The sequence below is a fragment of the Candidatus Krumholzibacteriota bacterium genome (assembly GCA_034520215.1).
Lineage (GTDB): Bacteria > Krumholzibacteriota > Krumholzibacteriia > Krumholzibacteriales > WJIX01 > JAGHBT01.
This window is the reverse complement of record JAXHNR010000001.1, coordinates 288,804-311,633: the sequence shown is the minus strand read 5'-3', so window position 1 is coordinate 311,633 and position 22,830 is coordinate 288,804. Positions and strand designations below refer to the sequence as shown.

General features: G+C 39.8%; 21 protein-coding genes. 12 read left to right on the top strand and 9 right to left on the bottom strand.

Annotated elements, in window-relative coordinates; all coding sequences use genetic code 11:
- Positions 1 to 4: 4 nt before the first annotated feature.
- From U5O15_01310 to U5O15_01290, 5 genes are all read right to left on the bottom strand, one after another.
- Positions 5 to 475, bottom strand: coding sequence for a cytidine/deoxycytidylate deaminase family protein (locus U5O15_01310; protein ID MDZ7859302.1), 471 nt, complete (start codon positions 473 to 475; stop codon positions 5 to 7).
- 116 nt (positions 476 to 591) lie between these two features.
- The gene (gene glyA, locus U5O15_01305; protein ID MDZ7859301.1) at positions 592 to 1,845 is read right to left on the bottom strand and encodes a serine hydroxymethyltransferase; all 1,254 of its coding nucleotides are present in this window, start codon (positions 1,843 to 1,845) and stop codon (positions 592 to 594) included.
- A 31-nt stretch (positions 1,846 to 1,876) separates the two neighbouring features.
- The gene (rpiB, locus tag U5O15_01300) at positions 1,877 to 2,317 is read right to left on the bottom strand and encodes a ribose 5-phosphate isomerase B (GenBank protein ID MDZ7859300.1); all 441 of its coding nucleotides are present in this window, start codon (positions 2,315 to 2,317) and stop codon (positions 1,877 to 1,879) included.
- A gap of 27 nt (positions 2,318 to 2,344) precedes the next feature.
- Positions 2,345 to 3,274 carry a branched-chain amino acid transaminase gene (locus U5O15_01295; protein ID MDZ7859299.1) on the bottom strand — a complete coding sequence of 310 codons (930 nt, stop codon included), beginning with the start codon at positions 3,272 to 3,274 and terminating at the stop codon, positions 2,345 to 2,347.
- A 220-nt stretch (positions 3,275 to 3,494) separates the two neighbouring features.
- On the bottom strand, positions 3,495 to 3,974 hold the full coding sequence (locus U5O15_01290; GenBank protein ID MDZ7859298.1) for a low molecular weight protein arginine phosphatase: 480 nt from the start codon (positions 3,972 to 3,974) through the stop codon (positions 3,495 to 3,497).
- Between the two features lie 212 nt (positions 3,975 to 4,186).
- On the opposite strand from U5O15_01290, the gene U5O15_01285 reads away from it, so the two are divergent.
- From U5O15_01285 to U5O15_01275, 3 genes are all read left to right on the top strand, one after another.
- On the top strand, positions 4,187 to 4,534 hold the full coding sequence (locus U5O15_01285) for a cupin domain-containing protein (GenBank protein ID MDZ7859297.1): 348 nt from the start codon (positions 4,187 to 4,189) through the stop codon (positions 4,532 to 4,534).
- Between the two features lie 98 nt (positions 4,535 to 4,632).
- The gene (locus tag U5O15_01280; GenBank protein MDZ7859296.1) at positions 4,633 to 5,388 is read left to right on the top strand and encodes a hypothetical protein; all 756 of its coding nucleotides are present in this window, start codon (positions 4,633 to 4,635) and stop codon (positions 5,386 to 5,388) included.
- Between the two features lie 18 nt (positions 5,389 to 5,406).
- Positions 5,407 to 6,051 carry an MBL fold metallo-hydrolase gene (locus U5O15_01275; protein MDZ7859295.1) on the top strand — a complete coding sequence of 215 codons (645 nt, stop codon included), beginning with the start codon at positions 5,407 to 5,409 and terminating at the stop codon, positions 6,049 to 6,051.
- 142 nt (positions 6,052 to 6,193) lie between these two features.
- Here U5O15_01275 and U5O15_01270 read toward each other — a convergent pair whose 3' ends face one another.
- Together U5O15_01270 and U5O15_01265 are read right to left on the bottom strand one after the other, a co-directional pair.
- Entirely contained in the window at positions 6,194 to 7,378 is a 1,185-nt protein-coding gene (locus U5O15_01270; GenBank protein MDZ7859294.1) for a hypothetical protein, read from the bottom strand.
- 70 nt (positions 7,379 to 7,448) lie between these two features.
- Positions 7,449 to 8,816, bottom strand: coding sequence for a glycosyltransferase (locus U5O15_01265; GenBank protein ID MDZ7859293.1), 1,368 nt, complete (start codon positions 8,814 to 8,816; stop codon positions 7,449 to 7,451).
- Positions 8,817 to 9,435: 619 nt separating this feature from the next.
- Here U5O15_01265 and U5O15_01260 point away from each other — a divergent pair.
- From U5O15_01260 to U5O15_01230, 7 genes are all read left to right on the top strand, one after another.
- On the top strand, positions 9,436 to 10,341 hold the full coding sequence (locus U5O15_01260; GenBank protein MDZ7859292.1) for a FlgD immunoglobulin-like domain containing protein: 906 nt from the start codon (positions 9,436 to 9,438) through the stop codon (positions 10,339 to 10,341).
- A gap of 19 nt (positions 10,342 to 10,360) precedes the next feature.
- On the top strand, positions 10,361 to 11,296 hold the full coding sequence (locus U5O15_01255; GenBank protein MDZ7859291.1) for a PorV/PorQ family protein: 936 nt from the start codon (positions 10,361 to 10,363) through the stop codon (positions 11,294 to 11,296).
- Positions 11,297 to 11,347: 51 nt separating this feature from the next.
- Positions 11,348 to 12,472 carry a glycosyltransferase family 2 protein gene (locus U5O15_01250; protein ID MDZ7859290.1) on the top strand — a complete coding sequence of 375 codons (1,125 nt, stop codon included), beginning with the start codon at positions 11,348 to 11,350 and terminating at the stop codon, positions 12,470 to 12,472.
- Between the two features lie 796 nt (positions 12,473 to 13,268).
- On the top strand, positions 13,269 to 13,940 hold the full coding sequence (locus U5O15_01245; GenBank protein MDZ7859289.1) for an O-antigen ligase family protein: 672 nt from the start codon (positions 13,269 to 13,271) through the stop codon (positions 13,938 to 13,940).
- A 249-nt stretch (positions 13,941 to 14,189) separates the two neighbouring features.
- Positions 14,190 to 15,392, top strand: a complete 1,203-nt coding sequence (locus U5O15_01240; GenBank protein MDZ7859288.1) for a glycosyltransferase family 4 protein — start codon at positions 14,190 to 14,192, stop codon at positions 15,390 to 15,392.
- A 252-nt stretch (positions 15,393 to 15,644) separates the two neighbouring features.
- The gene (locus U5O15_01235) at positions 15,645 to 16,418 is read left to right on the top strand and encodes an acyltransferase (GenBank protein MDZ7859287.1); all 774 of its coding nucleotides are present in this window, start codon (positions 15,645 to 15,647) and stop codon (positions 16,416 to 16,418) included.
- Positions 16,419 to 16,501: 83 nt separating this feature from the next.
- Entirely contained in the window at positions 16,502 to 17,158 is a 657-nt protein-coding gene (locus tag U5O15_01230) for an acyltransferase (protein ID MDZ7859286.1), read from the top strand.
- Between the two features lie 18 nt (positions 17,159 to 17,176).
- Here U5O15_01230 and U5O15_01225 read toward each other — a convergent pair whose 3' ends face one another.
- Together U5O15_01225 and U5O15_01220 are read right to left on the bottom strand one after the other, a co-directional pair.
- Positions 17,177 to 18,859, bottom strand: a complete 1,683-nt coding sequence (locus U5O15_01225; GenBank protein ID MDZ7859285.1) for an asparagine synthase-related protein — start codon at positions 18,857 to 18,859, stop codon at positions 17,177 to 17,179.
- 43 nt (positions 18,860 to 18,902) lie between these two features.
- Positions 18,903 to 20,438, bottom strand: coding sequence for a right-handed parallel beta-helix repeat-containing protein (locus U5O15_01220; protein MDZ7859284.1), 1,536 nt, complete (start codon positions 20,436 to 20,438; stop codon positions 18,903 to 18,905).
- A 282-nt stretch (positions 20,439 to 20,720) separates the two neighbouring features.
- On the opposite strand from U5O15_01220, the gene U5O15_01215 reads away from it, so the two are divergent.
- Together U5O15_01215 and U5O15_01210 are read left to right on the top strand one after the other, a co-directional pair.
- On the top strand, positions 20,721 to 21,794 hold the full coding sequence (locus U5O15_01215) for a glycosyltransferase (protein MDZ7859283.1): 1,074 nt from the start codon (positions 20,721 to 20,723) through the stop codon (positions 21,792 to 21,794).
- Complete coding sequence (locus tag U5O15_01210; protein MDZ7859282.1) at positions 21,763 to 22,773, top strand: glycosyltransferase; 1,011 nt, start codon at positions 21,763 to 21,765, stop codon at positions 22,771 to 22,773. The genes U5O15_01215 and U5O15_01210 overlap by 32 nt, the downstream gene beginning before the upstream one ends.
- Positions 22,774 to 22,830: the final 57 nt, after the last annotated feature.

The window sequence follows — 22,830 nt, the reverse complement described above, 5'->3', positions numbered from 1 at the left end:
CCTTCTACGGTTTATTCTCTTCCTCCGTAACAGGCGTTAAATACACTGTTTCAATCCCCGCCGCATTAATTAGCTGTTCCCCCAGTTTATCGGGATATTTCCTTCCGAGAACCAATTTCTTGATACCCGCATTAATAATCATCTTAGAACAGGTCGAACACGGAGAATCTGTGCAGTACATCGTAGCCCCTTCCATATCTATGCCTCCGCCGGCCGCTTGAATTATAGCGTTCTGTTCAGCGTGGACACCTCTACACAATTCCTGTCTTTCACCCGACGGAATTCCCATTTTTACCCGCAGACACCCTATATCCAGGCAATGCTCTATTCCTTTGGGAGCTCCGTTATAACCTGTTGAAATTATCCTTTTCCTTATTACTATAATAGCTCCCACCTGACGCCTTAAACATGTCGAACGTTCAGCGACAAGACGGGTTATCTTCATAAAATATTCATCCCAGGCTGGTCTGCTCATAATTACTCCGGGAAGCAAAGGAAAACATTCGTTTTTATAGCCGGATAGCGTTCAGAAACTATAACTTCCATCCTCTCAAAACCCGCGGGCAGGGCGCTCTGTGGGAAAACTTATAATTATTCATAGAGCGGGAAACTCCTCGCGAGTTCAAAAGTCTTTTTTCTAATCTCCGCTAATATATTCTCATCTTCCAAGTTTTCAAGAACTCTGACGATCATCTCACCTACACTATCCATTTCAGTTTCCTTCATCCCGCGGGTCGTAAGCGCCGGAGTGCCGACTCTGATCCCCGAAGTCACAAAGGGGCTCTGCTCGTCGAAAGGTACAGTGTTCTTGTTTACCGTTATTCCGGCTTTTTCAAGAGCTTTCTCAGCCGCTTTGCCCGTTAAACCTTTGTTTGACAAATCAATAAGGAAGAGATGGTTGTCGGTGCCGCCGCTTACGAGCTCGAACCCGTGATCCATTATATACGAGGCGAGCCTGGAGGCGTTAGAGACAACCTGTTTCTGATATTCTTTAAACTCATCCGTCATAGCTTCCTTGAAGCAAACAGCTTTAGCCGCTATAACGTGCATGAACGGACCACCCTGAGTGCCGGGAAAATTCATTTTATTGACACTCTTTTTATATTTTTTAGGACAGAGGATAAAACCTCCCCTCGGTCCTCGAAGAGTCTTATGCGTGGTAGATGTAACAACGTCAGCATAGGGAACGGGGCTCGGATGAACACCGGCGGCAATAAGACCCGCTATGTGAGCTATATCAACCATCATTACAGCCCCGACGCTGTCGCACATCCGGCGGATTCTCTTCCAGTCCCAGAACCTGGGATAGGCGCTTGCTCCAGCCACAAAAAGTTTGGGTCTTTCTTTTTTTACCTGTTTCTCCAGAGCATCATAATTGAATGTCCTGGTCTCGCGGTCAACCTCGTAATGAACAACATCGAAAAACATACCCGAAAAGTTTACGGGATGACCGTGCGACAAATGCCCTCCGTGCGACAGACTCAAACCCATTATCTTGTCCCCGGGTTTTATAAATGAAAGATAAGCTGTAATATTAGCCTGAGTGCCCGAGTGAGGTTGAACATTCGCGCCCTCTGCGCCGAAGAGCTTTCTTACTCTTCTGCGGGCCAGCCTTTCAGCCTGATCGACAAATTCACATCCGCCGTAATAACGTTTTCCTACATACCCTTCCGCGTATTTATTCTGCATCGGATTGCTTAAGGCGGCAAGAACAGCCTTGCTCGCGAAATTCTCACTGGCTATCATCTCCAACTGATTCTGCTGCCGGCCGAGCTCTCCCCTCACGGCTTCCATTATTTCAGGATCTGTTTTTTCAAGATATCCAAATAGATTTTCTTCAAACATTTCCTATCGCCCCTCTTTAACAAAAGTACTGTTAACGGCTTTCATATTCATGTATCTTATTTATTCGTCTCAGATGGCGGCCTCCCTCGAAGGGTGTTTCAAGCCACGTCCTTACGAGCTCTTCAATCGCGGGGTCATCCGCGCTTTTTTCAGAAAGCGCGAGAACATTTGAATCATTATGCAATCTCGTTATCTCAGCGTCTTTGGCAGTTTTACATAATGAAGCCCTTACGCCCGAAACCTTGTTTGCCGCAATTGACATTCCTATACCGCTGCCGCAGATCAGGATTCCGCGGTCAACTTCCCCGCTCGCGACCTTCTCGGCTACGGGAATCGCAAAATCGGGATAATCGACGGAATCGGTTCCGTTTGTACCCAGATCAAGAATGCCGTGCCCATCCTTATTAAGAAATTCCGCGATCCTCACCTTGAGCGCAAAACCGCGATGATCTGAACCAACCGCGACCTTCATAGAATAAGACCTTTCTTTCTGATAAAATTAATCCTTATAAACAAAATCCAGCCAATGGAATTTTTCTTCAACTTCGGCGTTTAGAACCTTGAAGAAAAGTTCCTGTAATTCAGCGGTTATCGGACCTCTCTTGCCTTCTCCTATCTTAATCTTATCAACACTTCGGATTGGGGTTATCTCAGCCGCTGTTCCGGTAAAGAAAACCTCGTCCGCTATATAAAGCATCTCTCTGGGGATCAGTTTTTCAACCACTTCATACCCTAGATCCTCGGCCAGTTCAATAACGGTATTTCGTGTGATTCCCGGAAGAACACTCGCCCCCAGAGGAGGTGTAAAGAGTTTGCCGTCCTGTACAAGAAAGATATTTTCGCCGCTCCCCTCGCTGACGTAACCATTTGCATCAAGAGCTATGCCCTCGACGTATCCGTTCTTGATAGCTTCCATCTTGATCAGTTGAGAGTTCATATAATTCGCGCCGGCTTTAGCCAGAGCCGGAAATGTGTTTGGAGCAATTCTATCCCATGAAGACACACAGACATCAACGCCCTGCTCGAGAGCTTCGGGGCCGAGGTATTTCCCCCATTCCCAGACTACAATGAAAGAATTCACAGGATTATTGAATGGATTAACTCCCAGTTCATTATAACCTCTGTACACCAAAGGCCTTATATAACAAGCCTTCATATCATTCTTTCTAATAATTTCATAGCAGGCCTCCATAAACTCCCGCATAGGTATTTCAGGCTTCATCCTGTACATCTTAGCCGAATTATAGAGCCGTTTTATATGAGGTTCGAGCCTGAAGATCGCCGGCCCTTTTTTAGTGTCATAACATCTTATTCCCTCGAACACTGCCGAACCGTAGTGAATAACATGCGCGCAGACATGGATCTTAGCGTCATCCCAGTCGACAAACTTCCCGTCCATCCATATCTTGTCTGATTTTTTCAAACCCATTTTCACACTCCCTCTAAACAAATGGTTTTTCAATTTCCAAAAGAGAACCCGGCGGGACAAACCGCCTCAGCTCGCGCTAATTATAGAAATAATAACTGGCAGTTACAACAACAATTTCAGTTTTTACCAATAATTCCGCGATGCCCAAAAAACCGCCCGGGAAAATCCAAAACCGAAATGGGAATCATCGGATTGGGAAAAGCCGGTCATCCCAATTCTATTATCCCGGCATATCACCTCTCAAGTTAAACCTTTCGGTGATGTAATCTTTCAAGATATCAGTAAGATGATCTATCTCATCTCTTACACCGATATAAGCTTCCCTCCCTCGGCCGATTGGATCTATGATATCGGCGCTTTTTCTCCGCCCGTCCAATTCCCCGAGAACAATCACCTTTGATTCAGCTTCCGGATCAATATCCAGTACCGCTGATTTATGAAGCGGCGTCATAGCCGCAATAAGACTGGAATTTGCTATCTGTTCCCGTGTCAGGCTGGAAGCTCTATGAGAAGAAAGGTCGATGCCCATTTCAGAAAGAACACTTATCGCGAGAGGTGAAGCGGATTGCCCTTCGCGCGCGGATATGCCGGCGGACGAAAAAGACAAATTTTCAAAATCAGCCATCTTCCTCTTCGCCAATACTTCCGCCATAGGGCTCCTGCATGTATTTCCTGTACATACAAAAAGAATTTCTTCCAATATTTTTCCGCCTGAACTGAATTATAAAGAGCGCTGTTTAATCTATCCAGCCCCAAAATAACCTCTTTACCATACAACTGTCAAGCGGGACAATAACCTAAAAAACCGTTTTAACTTGTCCGGACACCGGTTCTGTTTTAGAATCGTCTGGTAGTCCGCGTTAGAATAAACGCCTTAAACAGTTATGAGTATTTATCTAAAAGGAGACGGATATGGCGGATCTTAAAATCAATAAAGCGGCAGATGTCAAAGCGGCGGAAGTAGATGCTGAGGGAGCGAAAAATGTAAATATCAGATGGCTGATTTCTGAGAATGACGGAGCTTTAAATTTTGCGATGCGCTTATTCGAGATCGGCAAGGGAGGAAGAACCCCGTTTCATAAGCACTCCTGGGAACATGAAGTCTATATCCTTGAAGGAGAGGGCAGACTTAAATTTGAAAGTCAGGAAAGGGATTTCTCAAAGGGTTATTTTATCTTCGTGCCGGAAGGTAAAAAACATTCATTCTTAAATACGGGAGAAAGCAAACTGCGATTTCTATGCGTTGTTCCAAACAAGTAGCAACTCTTTCTGATTTAAGAGTTTGACAAAAAGGCAGGCTGATTATATTTTTAGAATAGCCCCACAAGCAGTGAAACACTCGAAGGATCGGAGAAATCATGAAAAAGTCTATATTACTAAGTTTTGTTTCAATACTCATCCTGACTGCTTCGGTCCCCGTTTCAGCGCAGGTAGTCTTCAGAGACAGGAAAATGTACGGCCCCGTGCCGGGAAAGAGCATCAACTTCAATTTTGGTTTCACAGACGGTCATGATGCTACAAACCTTACAGATCACCTTCAGCATTGGGCGGAACTTAGAAACGGCTCCGATTACTTCGATAAAATATCCACTTCACCCTACATCCAACTTGGATATGAACAAATAATTGCTCCTCAATTCTATATAACAACAAAGCTGAACTTCTCATATCTGGATGCTGCAAGCGAAGGCGATTATGTCACAAACGATGATCCTACTGATCTGGATATCACCCGTGAATTAAAAATATATCTCTTCAATCTGGATCTGGGGCTGAAACATTATTTCTCCATGCCTATGCCGCGAAAACTCTGCCCCTACGTAGCGGGCGGATTTTCAGCTGTTCACTCTATGGTAAGATTGAATACCGATTCATATCTTGCAGAGACTGATAAGCCCTACTACGGCAATCCGGAAGAAACGGTTTCTAAAAACAGTTTCTCGGTGGGAGCCCACGCGGAATTAGGGTTCAACTATTTTATTACAAACAGGTTCTCCGTGGGAGGGGAAACCAGATTCCAGCTGGCTCAGAGTGATTTCGAAATTCACAACGCTAATTTTGATTTAAAATACGCCGCGGTTTCAATGGCTTTAACCATTTCACATCACTTCTAACTGAACTTAAAGCAGATTATGAGTAAAGAGACTCCAAAAATAATCACAAATGTTGTAGGTATACTGGCTACAAACAGTTACGTCCTATATTGCCCTGTAACCAAAGAGGCTGTAATAATAGATCCCGGCGGCGAGGCGCAAAAAATCAAAGAATCTATTGACGAAAACTCCCTTAATCCCACAGGGGTTATTCTAACCCACGGCCATAGTGATCACATGGCTTCGGCCGCGGATATTTTGAAAAATTACAATATCGGCCTCGCTATCCACTCCGATGATATAGATACAATGAAGAAATCGATAGAGGAAGCCCCTCTTTGGGGATTGGGAGAAATCGAAGAACCGGCTGTTGAACGCCTGCTCAAAGAAGGGGACAAAATAAAGGTAGGCAGCATAACTGGAAGCGTTCTCAGTACACCCGGGCACACAAAAGGAGGTATCTCCCTTAAGTTCGACGGATTTGTACTGGCAGGAGACACACTCTTCGCGGGCTCTATCGGAAGAACTGATTTTTTCGGCGGAGACAGGGAAACCCTGCTAAACTCCATCCGATTAAAACTTCTGGAACTGCCAGATGATACCGTCGTGTATTGCGGACACGGCCCTTCGACAACTATAGGTGATGAAAAAAGACGCAACCCGTTTATTAACGGTATGCTTTAATACATTCTGAGGCGGATTTTACACCTGCGTGATCCGCGAGCCGGAATTTGCATATATCTGTGCTTCCACAAATAGTATTACTCATTTATCACTTTCTTATGCCTCGTAATCACGTCACCTCACTCCAGGTAACAAAACCAATTTAACTTGCGCCGTTTTCGAGTTCTATCTCCTCTAATAACGCATCAATAAAAAATTTTGTTGCCCAATTTAGAATCATAAATCTCCCATATTCACCATGTACAGGCCAAGACCCAACCACCCCTCCGCGTACTGTATCCTTAAAAGACAATATATCATGGTGACGCACTAAATATTCGTTCACTGTTAAAGCAGATTGTTTAAATTCCTTTGCTCCCGTTATTCTGAATAATTTTGACCAGACAATAGAAGTTTGAGCCATCCCCGTCAAACAGGCATAATTTGCGGCCGGTTGAAATTTACTGTTTATCCTGCCTGGAATAAATCCATCTTCTCCCATCAACGATATCAATGATTTTGCCGTTGTTGTTGCACTATCAATAAAATTATCCATTTTGCACAAAATACCTATTTCCAATAATCCTCTCACAGTGTACGCCATTGTATGTAACAAAGGATGATCAGGATCCGTTAAACAGCAATTGTGAAACCATCCGTTCATTGTTTGGTGATTCAATGTATAATTAGCATTATTAATCCCTGCTTTCATATACTTGTCTTCTCCCGACAAAATGGCAAATTGACATAATGCCCAAGCTACTCTAACATTATAGATTGTGTTATCAGCATTGGAGTAAACAGAGTTATCCTTAACCCAATTTCCATTATCTTCCTGTGTCTTCAATAACCATTCAGCCGCTTTTCGGGCTGCATTATAAAACCTTTTTTCTGATGTCTTCATATAAAGAGCGTTCCAACCTAGAAGAACTTGACCAGTATTAAACACCGCCGGAGTAGGATCTGAATTGACCATACCTCCCACAACAGCCCCTGAATCCATTTGAATAGTTATCTCCCAATCACCCATTCTAACAGCACGAGCAAGGTATTCTTCATCATTATAGTGTTCTGACAACTTTAAGAAGGTTGGTATAATATAGCCTGTTGTTTCGGGGTAACTAGGCATAAAATTTCCCCCGAAAGGCACACCGTAGGACACACCATCATCATCGCCGAAATCCTGCGCCCGGCACAACCAGGCAGCAGCTTCATCTAAATGAATCAAATGATTAGTATTACTATTATCTTTACAATAAAAATTTCTAAACCTATATTTTTTTATTTCTAAATCAGATTTTGCCTTAAGAAATCTCATTCCACTATTAAAGATTTTATATATTTTCATTGTATTTCTCCATACTGATTGCTGTATTTGTAAAGATATTTAATTCTTTATGATCTCATTAACTTCATCATTACATTTCGATAATAGAACTCAATTCATTTTCTAGTTCTTCAAATATCACTTTAATATCAAATTTCCTTACTTCTTCTTTAACAACTTTAGTAGTCATTGAAGCCAATTTCATAATCGCATCCTTTATTCCCGGAATATCCTCCGGCTTGACACTAATACCCGTTCCAGTTCTTTCAATCAGCCGATCGGTTATTCCACCGGTCGAAATTGACAGTATGCTCTTCCCCAATGCAATATATTCGAAGAATTTAGCTGGTACCTGTAGCGGCTGTTCGATATTAAATAAAAGAAATATATCCGACTTACTCATCTGTTTCAAACATTCATTGAAAGCTACATAACCCATGCACTTTACGACATCACTGAGATGAAACTCATCCGCCATATTTTTGATCGATTCTCCTTCTACATACAAATCACCTATTAATCTAATCTCAACTTTATTGCGCTGTAGAGCATTTTCACGGATCAATTCAGATAGTGCTTCCATCAAAGATCTCGGATTCCTGCCATAGGAAAAATGTCCAGCATAAGTTAAAACCAGTTTGCCGTCATCTTCCCGCTTATCCCCGCTGTCAATATGCTTAAACTCATCTTCATCAAACCCATTATAAAAGGTCTTGATCTTTTCAGAATAATAAGGAAATTTTTCTGAAAAGTTCTTTTCCATAGCCTCTGTAACTGCGATAACCATTGAACTTCTTTTGAAAAACTCATATTCCCATTTATTCTCAAGGTAATTAGTAAATTTGCTTCGAAACTGCTTTGGCTTTTGACTTACATCCCATGGATCTCTGAATTCACTGACCCAAATAAACTTCATCGGAAAATAGGTTGCAAAGAGAGGAATTAATGGAACCGATTTGGGAGGACTACTGGAATACACAATATCGTACCTGTCAATAATACTCAGGCATTTGAACAGCGCAAATGGCACCCATCCCTGATGATCATCGGGCAACCAAACCAGCGATAAAATATATCGCTTCAGTCTGGAAAACAATCTCAGGGAAAAGGTTTTTTCAGCACCAATGTCATTTTTTCCGTCTACCTCCCTGTAATGAATATCACGATTAGTGTAGCTTTGATTCTTTAACTTTTTTTTAAACCATTTCTTAATATTAAGATACAGAAACCTGACATTTTTGAACATATAAGTTCTGTATACAACAATATCATCGACAGTAAAGGAATCATCCCTTATTTCGTAATAACGTTCTTTGACAGTTAAAACCCCAACATTCCATCCCTTTTCCCTAAAGAATTTTGCAAGGCGCGCGGTTCTCTTTCCCCCTATCTCAGAATCAGGAGGAAAATGATATGTTATAAAAAGGATGCTTTTTTGGTTCTCGGAGAAGGATTCCATTGTATAAAACTCCTATCACTTTTTCCCCTTTCAAAAACACCATCCAATTGCAATGCAACCAATCCAACACAAAACAATGGGTTTTAAAAAATCCATAGTACATTGCCCCGTTAGATGTCAAGCAATTATACTTTTTGGGCTTTCCCCATTTTTTAAATCGATTCTACCGTCAGGACGTTTCAGGCAGATTCCAGTAGATTGACATTGTCAAAACCGCGGTCGATTTCCCCGGCTACAGACTCCGACCTCAAATGAATCCCAAATCAAATTCTTTCCAGATCTTTGCTTTCCGTAAATAGTTTCACTCATAATTGTCTTGTAATTCTTTTTTTAGAAGACATGCCGATTTAATCCCATTAATATTCAACTGCGGATAGATGGCATATTAATTGCGATTTCCCCTGACCGCAGCTAAATTATCTAAAAGAGAAGAAAGACTTAAGAGGGATTAGGAACAGTTTGAAACGAGAAGCAATCATTAGGAACAACGTGGAATTTACTAAAATGCGAAAAATTGGCTTTTTCCCGTTTTTTCTCTCGAAATTCATAATCATATCCCTTAGTCTAATATCCAAATTGTAAGGCAGAGCATTTAAAGAAAATTTTTAGGAGCAGAAAAATGGAAAAAACAACAGCTGGTATATGCACCTTTCTACTTCTCATAGTTCTATCGATTAATGTTTCATCGCAGGAAACAGCTGATTATCTGGTTAACTGGGAGCCAAATCCCGAGCCGGATATCACAGGTTATGTAATATACCGATCTCTGGACCGGGGAGCCGGTTTTACTGCTATAGACAGTGTGGACAACAATACCTTCGAATATTTAGATGAAGGGCTTGAGAAAGGAACGAGGTACTATTACAGGTTAATCGCCAAGAACACGAGCGGAGAAAGAAGCGGTTTTTCTAATCCTGTCTCTGGAATGACTATTCCGGCAGACGCGGCCCCGTCACTCAGCGACAGCTGCAAAATAACCGGCAAATCACAAACAAGCTTGAGTAGTTTTAGAATCAACTGGGAAACGCCGGTAGCTACAACCGGGTTCATTCAGTATGATTCGGATGCCGTCCTTGACTCTATGAGCAGCTTCGATGAAACCGATTGGACCACTTCCCACTCTAATCAGCTGGAAAATCTTGTAGTCCGGAAAACTTATTACGCCAGAGCCGCGGCATATGATCAATACGACAACCTCACAATCTCAGCTCGGGACACCCTTACCGTGGCTGAAGAAGTCCCCGCTCCAGTATCATCCCCCCAGCTGAATATCTATCCGGTTCCCTATAGTCCTTTTAAAGGAGTCAGCATGACTATGAATGGCCTTCCGTCAAACGGAGCCGTCCGGATATTCAACTCCAACGGCATGGAGATTCACAAAGAAACTATCCCCGCTGGAGGAGAAATTAACTGGGATGGCACAAATCATAATGGCAGTAAGGTAATGAGCGGAGTCTACTACGTAATAGTCGAAGATTCCGGAGGAGAAGTAACGGAAAAAAGACCGGTAATGATCGTAAACTAAAGACAAGGGTAATACAGCTATGAGACTTGCAAGAAAAAACATCATGTATATTACGGCATTAATAATCGTTATGATAAGTTTCCTTTCCGCTCCCAGCTTAAGCGCCGACGGTGCCGGAACAACCGGAGCGTCATATCTCACTTTGCCGGTCAGCCCCAAATCGATAGCTATGGGAGAGGCGGGAGTAGCAGTAGTCAACCCATTCGCCTTATTTTACAATCCCGCTCTTCTAAGCGCTTATGATGGGGAGGGAATAGCAATATCACATTCCGAATGGATATTCGACGACCGCTACGAAAACCTGTCCGGATACACGCGCGTCAATGACAAATTTGTTCTGGGGGCTGGATTAACATTCCTGTACCGCCCCGAAATACAGGGATTTGATGGGTCAGGCGTCTCCACAGAGGGATTTACAAGCAACAATTACCAGGCGGTAGCAGGGTTCCAGTATTCTCCGGCGCCATCGATATCCACCGGATTAAATTTTAAATATTTCAGAGAAAAACTTGGGGACTGGAGCGCGGCGGGGATGGCTGTTGACATTGGATTATTATACAGAATGGAAGAACACGGATTTTCCGCCGGTTTTGCTGTTCAGAATATTGGCCCGGATATAAAGTTCGATTCAATTAATGAACCTATACCATTAACGATTCGCGCGGGCGGGAGCCAGTCATTCAAAATGGATAAAGACAATGTTATTATTACATTCGCCGCCGACGCAGTAATTCCCAGATACGAAGACATTTACATAAGCACGGGAACTGAAATCGATCTTTACAGCATGTTAAAAATCAGAGCCGGATACTGCGGCCAGGAATCCAGGCCGGGAAACGGTTTTTCGATGGGGGGAGGATTTAACGTAAGAGATTATATTACGCTTAATTATGCTTTCAGTCCTTACGGAAATCTGGGCTCTTTTCACAGAATTTCAATGCACTTCAGCAGGTAAATAAATATTATGGCCTCGTAAACTCGTAAATAAGAAAAAGATGTAATAATTATGGCTCTGTTTCTTTTCTGGTCAGCGGCAGTTTTTATTGTTTATACCTATCTTATATATCCGGCCCTGATAATCCTTTTCAGCAAATTCAGACGGGTTTCTGCCCTCGAAAATACAAACACATCCGATTTGCCTTCTATTAGTATGATCATAGTTGTCTACAATGAAGAGGAAAAAATAACCCGGAAACTGAATAACTGTTTTGAGCTTGATTATCCTTCCGAACTTCTTGAAATATGCGTCTTATCGGACGGTTCTACAGACCGGACGAACGAAATACTGCGCGGGCGAAAGGATATACTCTTCATCGAGGAAAAGGATCAAAGAGGCAAACCAAGACAATTAAACAAAGCTGTAAGCGCTGTAAACGGGGAATTAGTGGTCTTCTCGGATGTCCGGCAGAAATACAGCACTGACGCACTTCGTAAACTCGCCCGGAATTTCGCCTCAGAGGATATAGGCGCTGTAAGCGGCGAGCTGCATTTAAGCGATACCGCTATCAGTACAGGTAAAAACATCGGGCTCTACTGGGAATATGAAAAGATGATCAGAAGAGCGGAAGCCGTTATAGACTCCACCCTGGGCGTTACAGGCGCCATATACGCTATAAGACGGGATCTCTTCGAGCCGGTCAGCGAAGATACTATTCTCGACGATATCGAAATACCCCTTCAGATTTTCAAAAAGGGCTACCGCGTTATTTTCGAATCTGAAGCCGTAGCCCAGGATATTTCTTCTTCAAAGATGAAAGAAGAATGGCGGAGAAAAGTCCGCACCCTCGCGGGCAACTTCCAGCTTTTCAGTCGTAATAAATGGTTGTTTAACCCCTTTAAAAACAGGATCTTCATTCAGACTATCTCGCACAAGTTCTTCCGCCTCCTTGTCCCCTATGCTATGCTTGCCGTTCTGATCACCTCAGCGGTTTCAGGCGGAATATTTTATAGCTCTCTGTTTATTATCCAATTAATATTCTATACTTCAGCAGTAGCTGCCTGTTATTTTAGCGCTCTGAGGCAAAACAGATTTATTAATATTATATTCGTATTCACTTCTCTGAACTGGGCGGCTGTGGTAGGGTTGTATAAATTCGCGTCAGGGCGAATAGATGTGAGGTGGAAGAGATAATTTGATATGGAATCAATGATTATCGTATAATACCATTCAACTTCTTAACTCCAGTGACGCCCTGAAGATAAATAAAAGGCAGAATTATAATATTATGGAAAAACGCAATATTCTGATAATTGTTTTTCTCTTGTTGGTCACAATAGTTATCTCACTGCTCGCCTTAAAATCAGTCCCTCTTGCAACGGCGAGTTTGGGTGGTATAATTCTATTAATAACTATCTTCTTTCGTCCTTTCTTCGGATTAATTCTGTACCTGATGTTGATTTACATTAGGCCTCAGGATTTTATTCCATCTCTGGAACCACTTCGAATAATGTTAGTTCTGGCTATTATTATTATAATTTTTTTTCTTATTCACAAGATCATCAACAGAGATAAAATTGAAATATTCGCTACACGACAAAACATTCTGATGTTTATCCTCTTACTTATTGTACCACTTAGCGACCTTTCAAATTTCAATCTGCTCGGTGCCTGGGAATCCTTAAACGAATTTCTGACTTTATTTCTTCCCTTTCTCCTCATCGTCTTGATTACGGGCAAAAGATACAAAATCTTATATTGGAGCATTACCTTTGCTTGCTTTTTATTGGCAATAAACGGACTGCTCCAGCACTTCAATGGAGTCGATCTTATTGGGAACCCACCAATAAATGGCCGCATTAAATGGATTAGTGTTTTCGGTGACCCAAATGATTTTGCTCTCGCGCTTATTTCTTCAATACCAATTCTCCTTTTCAACCTTTTTAACAAAAAATTAAATGGAATAATCAAAATTGGGCTAATTGCTATGTTGAGCATATTATTTATAGCTGTTTTCTATACGGAGTCACGGGGAGGATACCTGGCAGTTTTGGCAGTATTGGGCAGCTTTGCTCTCAAGAGATGGGGTATGAAGAAGGGATTAATTACCGGTGCTGTTCTTATTATTATAGCTTTTGCTCTGGCACCGAGCCGAATGGCTGAAATGTCCCCCTACGGACAATCCGCGAGCGGACGGATCTACGCGTGGATGGAGGGGCTTGTAATCCTAAAATCTCATCCTGTTCTTGGCATAGGTATGAATAAATTCACACAATACTCTTCCAGAGCAGCTCACAGCGCTTTCATTAAATGCCTCGCAGAACTTGGACTTGTTGGTTTCTTTGTCTGGATAGCATTGATCTACACAAGCTTCAAAGATCTTATCAGAATCGAGAAAACATCAACCGATACAAATCTGATATTATATTCCAGGATCACACAAGTATCTTTAATTGGGTTTCTTACATCTGCTTTCTTTCTTTCACAGACCTACAGCCCAATCCTATACATATTGTTTGGAATAACCGCGTTGCTTTCCTTGCAATTACACACGAAATATGAAATAACACTTCCCTTCATAACAAATAGAGATCTTATTATCATTTTATTTCTTGAAGTAGTGACAATAATTATTTATAAAATTTACATGATGCTCTTTTAACTTATAATCATAATAACAGTAACAAAAGAAAATACGTTAATATCTATTTATCCAGCCGACATCAGAAAATGTTTCTTGATTATCACAACGGCTAACGTGAAGAAAATATAAGGAAGAATCAATTCAAGGGACTTTTATATATTATACTGAAAAAGTATGATATTAAAAAAATAATACCACTTGCCTTATAGTAAAATGGCTTTTAAAATGCAATTTAAGCAAACTGCTTTTCTTTAAAGGATTTATGAAATGAGAATATGCTTTTTCCTTCCAATCTTTCCTCCAATCTACGGCGGCGGAGCAATCCAAGCAATAAAACTTGCCAAAGAACTTAGGAAAAAAGGGATTGACATCTTTTTTGTGGCTCTGACCAACGAGTCATCAAAAAAGGGTACCGGCATTTTCGAAGGGTTTGAAGTTTTCTATATATACATCAAAAATCTAACAACGTACATTGAAGGACACACTCCAAAGTTTGACAAATTTTCTCTTATCATTAAGATTTTCGCAACATTTATAAGATTCAGAAAAAGGTATTCAGTAATCCACATTCAGGGAATGTCCTACCCATTCACGTTATTAAGTCTATTGGCAAAACTATTAAGAAAAAAAACAATCGTCAAGGTTACTATGTTGCAGGAAACAAACTTCAGAAACTGCGGCAGAATATTCGGAATGATAAGCAAATACAGCGCGATAAGATTAAATAAAATTGTCACAATAAGTAGTATGATCCAGGAAAGACTTATTAACGACGGTTTCGATAAATCAAAAATAATATTCATTCCTAATGGCGTCGATATCCAAAAATTCACCCCCCTGCCCCCGGATCAAAAAGAAGTACTAAAAACCCAAATGGGCATAGTGGAAAAAACCGTAATCACTTACGTCGGAGGAATTATTTACAGAAAGGGAGTTGATCAACTGATATCTATATGGGCCACAATTGCCGAAAGATTCCCAGAGACTTACCTGATCCTTGTCGGCCCCAGATCCGAGGAAGAAGGAGTTGCTGGAGAAAACTTCTGTTATAAAGAAATACAGAAGGATATCAATAAACATGGAATGGGAAATATCATACATTTTACGGGAAGGGTGAACAATGTAACAAAATATCTTCAAATATCGGATCTTTTCGTCTTTCCTTCAACAATGGAGGGAATGCCGAATGCCATACTGGAAACGATGGCTTGTGGAGTACCTGCCGTAGCCTACCATGTCAGCGGAACAGATGATATTATTACAAACGGGGAGAATGGACGTATAATTGAAATTGGAGATAAATTGGCCTTCCAAAAAGCTGTCATCGAACTTTTACAGGATAAAAAGACAAGAAAATATTATTCCCTGCAAGCCAGAAAAGGAATCGTTGAAAAATTCTCATTAGATTATGTATCCGATCAATACATAAAAATATATAATTCCCTTACGGAAAATAGATTCGTATATTAAAGCATCTTCTTTATTGATTTTCAAGTAACCCTGCCCCGATAAAAATGTAAAAAGCGCAATTCAAGGTTTGATAACGCCTTATATACGCTTGTTACGACTACTTTTTGACTTGACCTAACAAGAAAGTTCATATACGGTTAAATGAACTTAATTACTTTTTGACTTACCCGTTTTGTTTGCTTGCCGAAGTTGAGACTGGAGAATTTAGAGAGCATTTATCTGCATTCTGCTTTATGGAACAGGGATTAAATAATGGGATTTACTGAATTCAAAAATAAGATCAGGAAACGGGAAACTCCTTTCTATGAAAAACTTTACAGAATAGCAAAAAATTTACGCGGGCGGGATTTGCCCTATATAAAGTTTTTACACGATTTACTGTACCATGAGAGAAGGTTCAGACTCATCGCTTGGAGAACATTCTGGAGATTATTATATCACCAGCCCCTGTTCCGTAGCCGCTGTTTTAAATGCGGTGATAACCTGCACATTTATCATTCCGGGCAGGGACTTCCATACATTCAAGGTGACTTGGAAATAACAATTGGTAATAATGTAAGTATTTATGATCAGATAACAATTGCCAGTTTGACTATTGGAGAAAATCCCAGATTGACTATTGGCGATAATACCGATATCAGCCAGCCTATTACTATAACTGTGGGCAATGAAGTCATAATAGGATCTCATTGCCTGATAGGCTGCACATTAATCACTGATAATCAAGGCCACAATATTAAATACCAGGAAAGATTCGAGAAATTGGATAAGGCAAAAATTGGAAGAGTCGAAATAGGTGATTATGTCTGGGCTGCGCTTCAATCCATTATTATTGGCAATGTAACTATTGGGTTCGGGGCTGTTATCGGAGCTAGAGCCGTAGTCACTAAAGATGTTCCCCCATTTTGTGTGGTTACCGGAAATCCCGCGAGAATAGTTAAGAAACTGCCTTTCCCTGAAGAATTGATAAATGATATCGGCAAAGATCAATATGAAAATTATTTAAATGCCAATGTTGAGGGCTGATATTTATTTATATAGAATGATCTAAATTAATATAAAAACGGTAGAACAGTTTAAATGGCAACCGTGGTTTTATTAGGAAAAATATGATTAGTTATAAAACAAAAATTATCAAAGGAATAAAAAATCCAGCACAGGGAAGACAATATGTTTTCTCACGTTTAATGGGAGAATTACATAAATTAAAATTTAAATTGGCAGGGATAAATTTTAATTGCGGTAAAAGTCTCCGCACCGGGGGAAAACTTGAAGTTAAAGGGCCTGGGGTTGTATCTATCGGCGATAATTTATTATTCGAGGGAGGTACTTTTGGGATTAACAGCATGTGCACTTATAGCCCTAACGCCCGGATAACAATCGGTTCTTACAATTATCTTAATGGAGTAAGAATAAGCTGCTGCGAAAGAGTTGAGATCGGAGACTTTTGTATTTTTGCTTACTCTCATGTTTCCGATTCTGATTTTCACTCTGTTGAGCCCACAAGGCGGGATCCTGAAACTCCCGTTGCAGTTAAACCTGTAATAATAGAAGATAATGTATGGGTGTGCCTATCAGCACTCATCTTTAAAGGAGTAACTGTGGGGAAAAATTCAGTAGTTGGCGGAGGAGCGGTTGTCACGCAAGATGTTCCTCCAAATTGCGTTGTAGCCGGCAATCCTGCAAGGATTGTAAAAAAATTTACAGAGCAGGAAATCGAAAATACCAAAATATTGTTCGATAAATTAAGGGATCTTAGAAAATAAACCGGCCGGATCAACACTTTAAATTAATTCATCCAGCTTAAAATCAATCCCATCATTTTTAAAATTTGTATCGTATTCTCCGCTGATAAAAAGGGTATTGAATAAATGCAGATAAACCAATTGGATGATAAAGGTGTGGAATGTCAATGAGTTATTCTTAAGTAATTTTATCTGTTTAGAAGTTAACAACCTACGCGTCGTTTCCTTATGCAACACTTTCAATAATATGTCTTCCGAAGATTTAAAAATATATTCAGTATCTGAAACAATATCGCTTTGCTCAAGCTGTTTGCCAATCTCTTCTCCAATTACATGTCTGGCTTTTTCCTTAAAAAGCCTCTTTTCTTTATTCTCACTTCTCAGCAAAAGAGCCGCGCTAATTATTTCTTTACTTATAAAGGGGTGAAGTCCCTGAATATTAAAACTGTTGAGTAAGATATCATGCATTTTAAGAATATAGTCGAATGAAATATTGTATTTAACTCTAAGGCTGCCGCTCATAAATTCTCTTCTCAATATATGATCCGGCAATTTGCTTCCAAGGGTCTTGTAATATAGACTGCCAATAAATGTTCTTTTAATTAAATTTTTTGTAAGGGTGGTTAAATTATCTATTTTTGAGTGGAATAAACACTGTTTCTCACGTGATAATATTTCGTTTGATCCGGCTCCAAAAACCGCTGTTTTTATACCGTGTTCCCTAAGCAAATTGCAAATATAGTAACGTAGGAACATTCCTCCTTCAAATAAATAGCCCTCATACCTCCACACCAAATCGGGAATTGAGGATATTACTTCCCTGTTAAAATCTTTGGTTAAAAGATTAATGTCTTTGTAATTTTTAAGAATATTTTCTACCACCGGCACTTCATTGTGCTCATCTCCCCCGTTTACCGTTATGGCATTGATTTGCGCGTCTGTCATACTTCTGAGTAAAAACAAAATAAGGTTCGAATCATACCCGGCGGTAAGAGTAATAGCAGGCGGTGAATCAATCAGCTTGGAATTAATTTTAGCTATATTATTGTTTATATATTTTACAAAATTCTCTTCCGCCTCTATCCGTGATATTTTTAATCTTCTCGTTATAACTGAAGGTGTCATTAGTGTATTACTATGCTTATCCATGACTAAATATTTCTGAGGCACAAGCTTTTTTACACCTTTTATAAGTGTTGCATCATCCGGAATTATATGTTCGTGATAAAGGAATTTACGGGCACTTAAGATATCCATTTCCCTTTTAATATTTGAATGTTTTAACAACATCTTAAGACTGGTACTAAAAATGAGTTCTCCCGAATTTTGAATATAATAAACAGGAAGAAACGACCCATGTTCAGGTTGAAGAATGTACATTTTTCCAAGATTTTGATCATATATAAAAATTAAGAAATGTCCCTCAATTTCTTCTAAAAATTTTAGATCCGTCAATTTATATAATTCGCCTATTATTTCCGTATCTGACACTTTATCCAGCAAATAACGCTTTTTCAATTCATCAAGATTTGTAAAATATCCAAGAGCACCACATAAAATCCCAGTCTCAGGGTTGTATGAAAAAGGTTGATAATCAAAACTGAAGTTACTTGATCTACTGCAAGAAAAATTAAGCGTATCATCATCGAAATGTTCCCGAGAGATCGAGACACCTTTCTTTGATAATTCTTTCCGGTTGAATATTCCAACTATGTAGTTCAACTTTGCTCCTTCTAGAAAATAGTATTATGTACAATTTACCCTGTCAATCCTTTTTCTCCCCAAGATTTGCCGGTATCAATCTATTCATTAAAGGGGCGATCGGAGGACCCTCAGGTTCATAACTGATATTAATAGCACCAATTGGCGGGGGATCCATGTACGTCTCTCCATAAAAATCCTTAAACTCGTAACCGCTTGGAGGAGTTATTCTAATTCCCCGCAAACCCAAACTATATCCATTTGTAGGAATGGGAATTCCATCAGAATTTTTAACAAATCTAGGATCTTGTGCATATATGTTCACACCAGTAGTATCAACGCAATTCCATACTCCATTACTGTTCCAGGATTTCCACGAACTACTTGGATCTTCATATTCATACCACAAGTTATTCCAAATTTTTATTGTAGATGCATATCTATCAGAATGTGTTTCATTAGGTAAGAAAAAATATATATTGTAATAGTAGTCCCGTATTTTATTAAAATAAAATATGTTATTATAAATCTTATTATCCCGTGGAGGAACATTACACCAGCCGCTTGTTTCCCTGAACTGTATCATACCGGGAGTTGTGGAAAAAATCAGACCTTCAGAATCACTCATGTTCTTTAAAGAATCAGTAATAATTATCTGGTTATTATAAACTCTGGAATCTCTGCTACAATTAAACACAATTGGAATCCAACAATCAATAATCACATTACTATAGGCATCAATATCCCTTGCTTCACATAATGGGTCTTCCATTTGCGCTGTGTCAGGCCTACAATATTCATACCATGTATCTCCTCCAACAGCGATTCCTATGGGAGAACAATCTTTAATAAAATTGTTCCTTATCACTATATGGTGAGATCCCCCTTTAGTTAATATGCCTGACATTCTCTCACGATAAAATGTATTATTATAAACTTCCCCATAGTGACAACCATCCATATTAAGACCAATACCACCACCATCAAATCCATTGAATGTGCAGTTTTTTATAACAAAACTATCTACTCCTGACATTTTAATCCCTGCAGCAGATTTGCGTCTATTGTAAAACTCACAACTATCAATGATAACATTATGGATATAACCCTGTTCAATAGGGGGGGCAATGCTCAAGGGATTCCAAGAACACATATTAATATTATGATACCCAACATCATCTTTGTCAAAAATCAATCGTTTAAGAGCAAAATTATGCGGAGGTGTCTCCGCGCTTTTATAAGAGGTAATATATGCCGTCTCTCCTCTTGTAAGCCTGGGTTTATTCTCCCCGGGGACACCCATAATCCAAATATAAGTCCCATACTGCCCATAAGGATCCCAATTACCAGAGACCGGTTCATTTGGATAAGTTCCCTCATGAACATATATCGTATCCCCCGGGCTGGGATTATCATATGCGCAAAGTTCATCAATAGCTTTTGGTATTGAAGCATAAGGTTCATAGATACTACCGTCACCTTCATCACTTCCATAGGTCGTCACATGGACGATCCGAGCCCCCAAACTTGTGAAATGTGTTATCAATATCACAAATACCATAAACAGGATTGAATATTTATTCGTTTTTGAAACAATCATTATTTACCCTCCAAGTAGAATCTAAGCTGTTGAATCTTTATTATCTTACGCAATTTTCATTCCCACAATACCGACTTTTTAAGAAACCTGTAACTCCGTTTCACATCAATAGTATAAAAATTCCCCATTCCGCTACCAGTGTCAACAGTGATAGCATAAAACCTGTCAAATTGCTAATATATTTTTATTGCACTTCCAGGCGTGCATGCTTTTTGCTATGCAATAGGTTTCCTTGAATGCTATAATAAATAGCAGAAAATCAAAAGGACTCCAGGGGATATAATGGATAAAATAAAAATTACACATATTATCGCACCGATAGATAACTATGGAAAAGAGAGATGGCTTCTTGCGTTCCTTAAATATCTCGACAGAACAAAGTATGAAACGGAAGTGCTGATACTTTCCAAATCAGAGAATTCTTTGTTAGCTAAGAGCTTTGAAACCTTGGGAATTAAGTACAAAACCCTTACAGGATCGGGCAAAATTAATATATCTGATGTCCAGAAGATTCGCAACTATTTAATTTCCAACAGGACAGAAATATTACATTCGCATGACTATAAATCCGATATATTCGGCTATTTCGCGTCAGTTGGAACACAAATCAGAAAAGTGAGCACTCCGCATGGCTGGTGCGGTAAAGGTGATTTAAAATTAGCATTCTATGAATTGCTGGACAAAACATTTCTCAATCTATTTGACAAAGTGATTCCACTATCAAACAAAATGGCATCATCCCTGCGTATAATTCAAAAAAGAAGGGTATCCATAATAAACAACTTTATCGACCTTGATAGAATACCCGAACCGGAAGAAGGAGACCCGTATCTGATCACATTCATGGGAAGGCTTGTGGAACTTAAAAGAGTGCAAGACGCAATTCACGCTATCAAAATAGTCAATAACAAAAAGGTGAATCTGCAGATCATCGGCGACGGGCCAATGCGAGAAAAACTTGAATTTATAACAAAAAAACTTAACTTGGGCGGAAAAATTAATTTCCTCGGCCATAGGCAAAACAGCTTGGAATTACTAAACAAGTCGAGGATATTCATCCTGCCATCCCTCACAGAAGGAATATCGCGGTCTGTTATGGAAGCAATGGCATTAAAGAAAATCGTTATCAGTACAAATATACCTGGTATAAACGAACTTGTCATGCATGGAGAAAATGGTTTTCTTGTTGAAACAAAAAGTCCAAACGCTATAGCAGGCATGATAGATCACATATTAAACAATATGCATGATGCCGAAACTATAGCGAGGAAAGCAAGAAAAACGATAGAAAAGAATCATTCAGCAGCGAAAGTAGTCAAGGATTATGAACAATTATATTCAAACCTCGTCAGCTGAAAAAGATCCACAGCACGGCAGGATATGGATAAGCTGGCACTACCACAGGAGAAGCGACTACCTATCCCGTGAATTCGGCTGCTCTTATTATCATTTCGGAACTTCCGCGAGGAACAGGATCACTCGCTATTTAATCGGGACCATCAACACACTAAAAATACTTATTAAAAAACGACCAAAGATACTCTTTGTGCAAAATCCCTCACTTGTATTAACAACTATGACGGTGATAATTAAACCTTTTTTTAAATATATACTTGTAAATGATCTTCATACCCCGTTTATTAAACTTCCCTCTGTAAAGAATTTTATATTCTGGAAACTTCAGTATTTCGCCATTAAACATTCCGATATAACAATCGTAACCAATGAAGAATTCAGCCGCGACCTGAAAGAAAAAGGGATAATGGTACTTCCCGATATAATTCCCGAATTTGAGACACCCGGCAGCAAAAAACTCAGTGATGGTTCGAATATTCTTTATGTATGCACATTCGCGGAAGATGAACCTTATAATAATATTATAAAAGCCTCGAGTTTACTCGATAAAAATATCAACATATATATAACGGGAAATTATAAAAAAGCGGGGATTGACAAAAGCAGGATGCCACATAATATTCACTTAACCGGATATCTTCCTGACAAGGACTACCTTGAACTGATGAACTCAGTCGATATTGTGATGGTACTGACAGAACAGAGCAACTGTATTGTGTGCGGTGGTTATGAAGGTGTTTCCCTTTCAAAACCTTTGATTCTTTCAAACACAATGGCACTCCGCGATTATTTTTCAGCAGGTGCTATCTACACAGAGCATGATCCGGAATCAATAGTTACAGGTATCAGGACGGCAATTAAGCAAAAGGAGAATCTCAAGAGTGAACTTCCTGAACTAAAATCACGTCTCGCCGGGGATTGGCACATAAAATTTGAACTAATTCAGAAAATGATCGGCAATCTGGAAGTAGAAAATTAAAAACACTTCCCTACAAATAATTAACATAGGACTATCACCACCGGGAATAAACAGAAA

What these genes read in the sequence shown, in the direction of transcription:
- U5O15_01310 (MDZ7859302.1), bottom strand. Translation starts at nt 475, where the DNA reads ATGAGCAGACCAGCCTGGGATGAATATTTTATGAAGATAACCCGTCTT.
- glyA (MDZ7859301.1), bottom strand. Translation starts at nt 1,845, where the DNA reads ATGTTTGAAGAAAATCTATTTGGATATCTTGAAAAAACAGATCCTGAA.
- rpiB (MDZ7859300.1), bottom strand. Translation starts at nt 2,317, where the DNA reads ATGAAGGTCGCGGTTGGTTCAGATCATCGCGGTTTTGCGCTCAAGGTG.
- U5O15_01295 (MDZ7859299.1), bottom strand. Translation starts at nt 3,274, where the DNA reads ATGGGTTTGAAAAAATCAGACAAGATATGGATGGACGGGAAGTTTGTC.
- U5O15_01285 (MDZ7859297.1), top strand. Translation starts at nt 4,187, where the DNA reads ATGGCGGATCTTAAAATCAATAAAGCGGCAGATGTCAAAGCGGCGGAA.
- U5O15_01280 (MDZ7859296.1), top strand. Translation starts at nt 4,633, where the DNA reads ATGAAAAAGTCTATATTACTAAGTTTTGTTTCAATACTCATCCTGACT.
- U5O15_01275 (MDZ7859295.1), top strand. Translation starts at nt 5,407, where the DNA reads ATGAGTAAAGAGACTCCAAAAATAATCACAAATGTTGTAGGTATACTG.
- U5O15_01270 (MDZ7859294.1), bottom strand. Translation starts at nt 7,378, where the DNA reads ATGAAAATATATAAAATCTTTAATAGTGGAATGAGATTTCTTAAGGCA.
- U5O15_01265 (MDZ7859293.1), bottom strand. Translation starts at nt 8,816, where the DNA reads ATGGAATCCTTCTCCGAGAACCAAAAAAGCATCCTTTTTATAACATAT.
- U5O15_01260 (MDZ7859292.1), top strand. Translation starts at nt 9,436, where the DNA reads ATGGAAAAAACAACAGCTGGTATATGCACCTTTCTACTTCTCATAGTT.
- U5O15_01255 (MDZ7859291.1), top strand. Translation starts at nt 10,361, where the DNA reads ATGAGACTTGCAAGAAAAAACATCATGTATATTACGGCATTAATAATC.
- U5O15_01250 (MDZ7859290.1), top strand. Translation starts at nt 11,348, where the DNA reads ATGGCTCTGTTTCTTTTCTGGTCAGCGGCAGTTTTTATTGTTTATACC.
- U5O15_01240 (MDZ7859288.1), top strand. Translation starts at nt 14,190, where the DNA reads ATGAGAATATGCTTTTTCCTTCCAATCTTTCCTCCAATCTACGGCGGC.
- U5O15_01235 (MDZ7859287.1), top strand. Translation starts at nt 15,645, where the DNA reads ATGGGATTTACTGAATTCAAAAATAAGATCAGGAAACGGGAAACTCCT.
- U5O15_01230 (MDZ7859286.1), top strand. Translation starts at nt 16,502, where the DNA reads ATGATTAGTTATAAAACAAAAATTATCAAAGGAATAAAAAATCCAGCA.
- U5O15_01220 (MDZ7859284.1), bottom strand. Translation starts at nt 20,438, where the DNA reads ATGATTGTTTCAAAAACGAATAAATATTCAATCCTGTTTATGGTATTT.
- U5O15_01215 (MDZ7859283.1), top strand. Translation starts at nt 20,721, where the DNA reads ATGGATAAAATAAAAATTACACATATTATCGCACCGATAGATAACTAT.
- U5O15_01210 (MDZ7859282.1), top strand. Translation starts at nt 21,763, where the DNA reads ATGAACAATTATATTCAAACCTCGTCAGCTGAAAAAGATCCACAGCAC.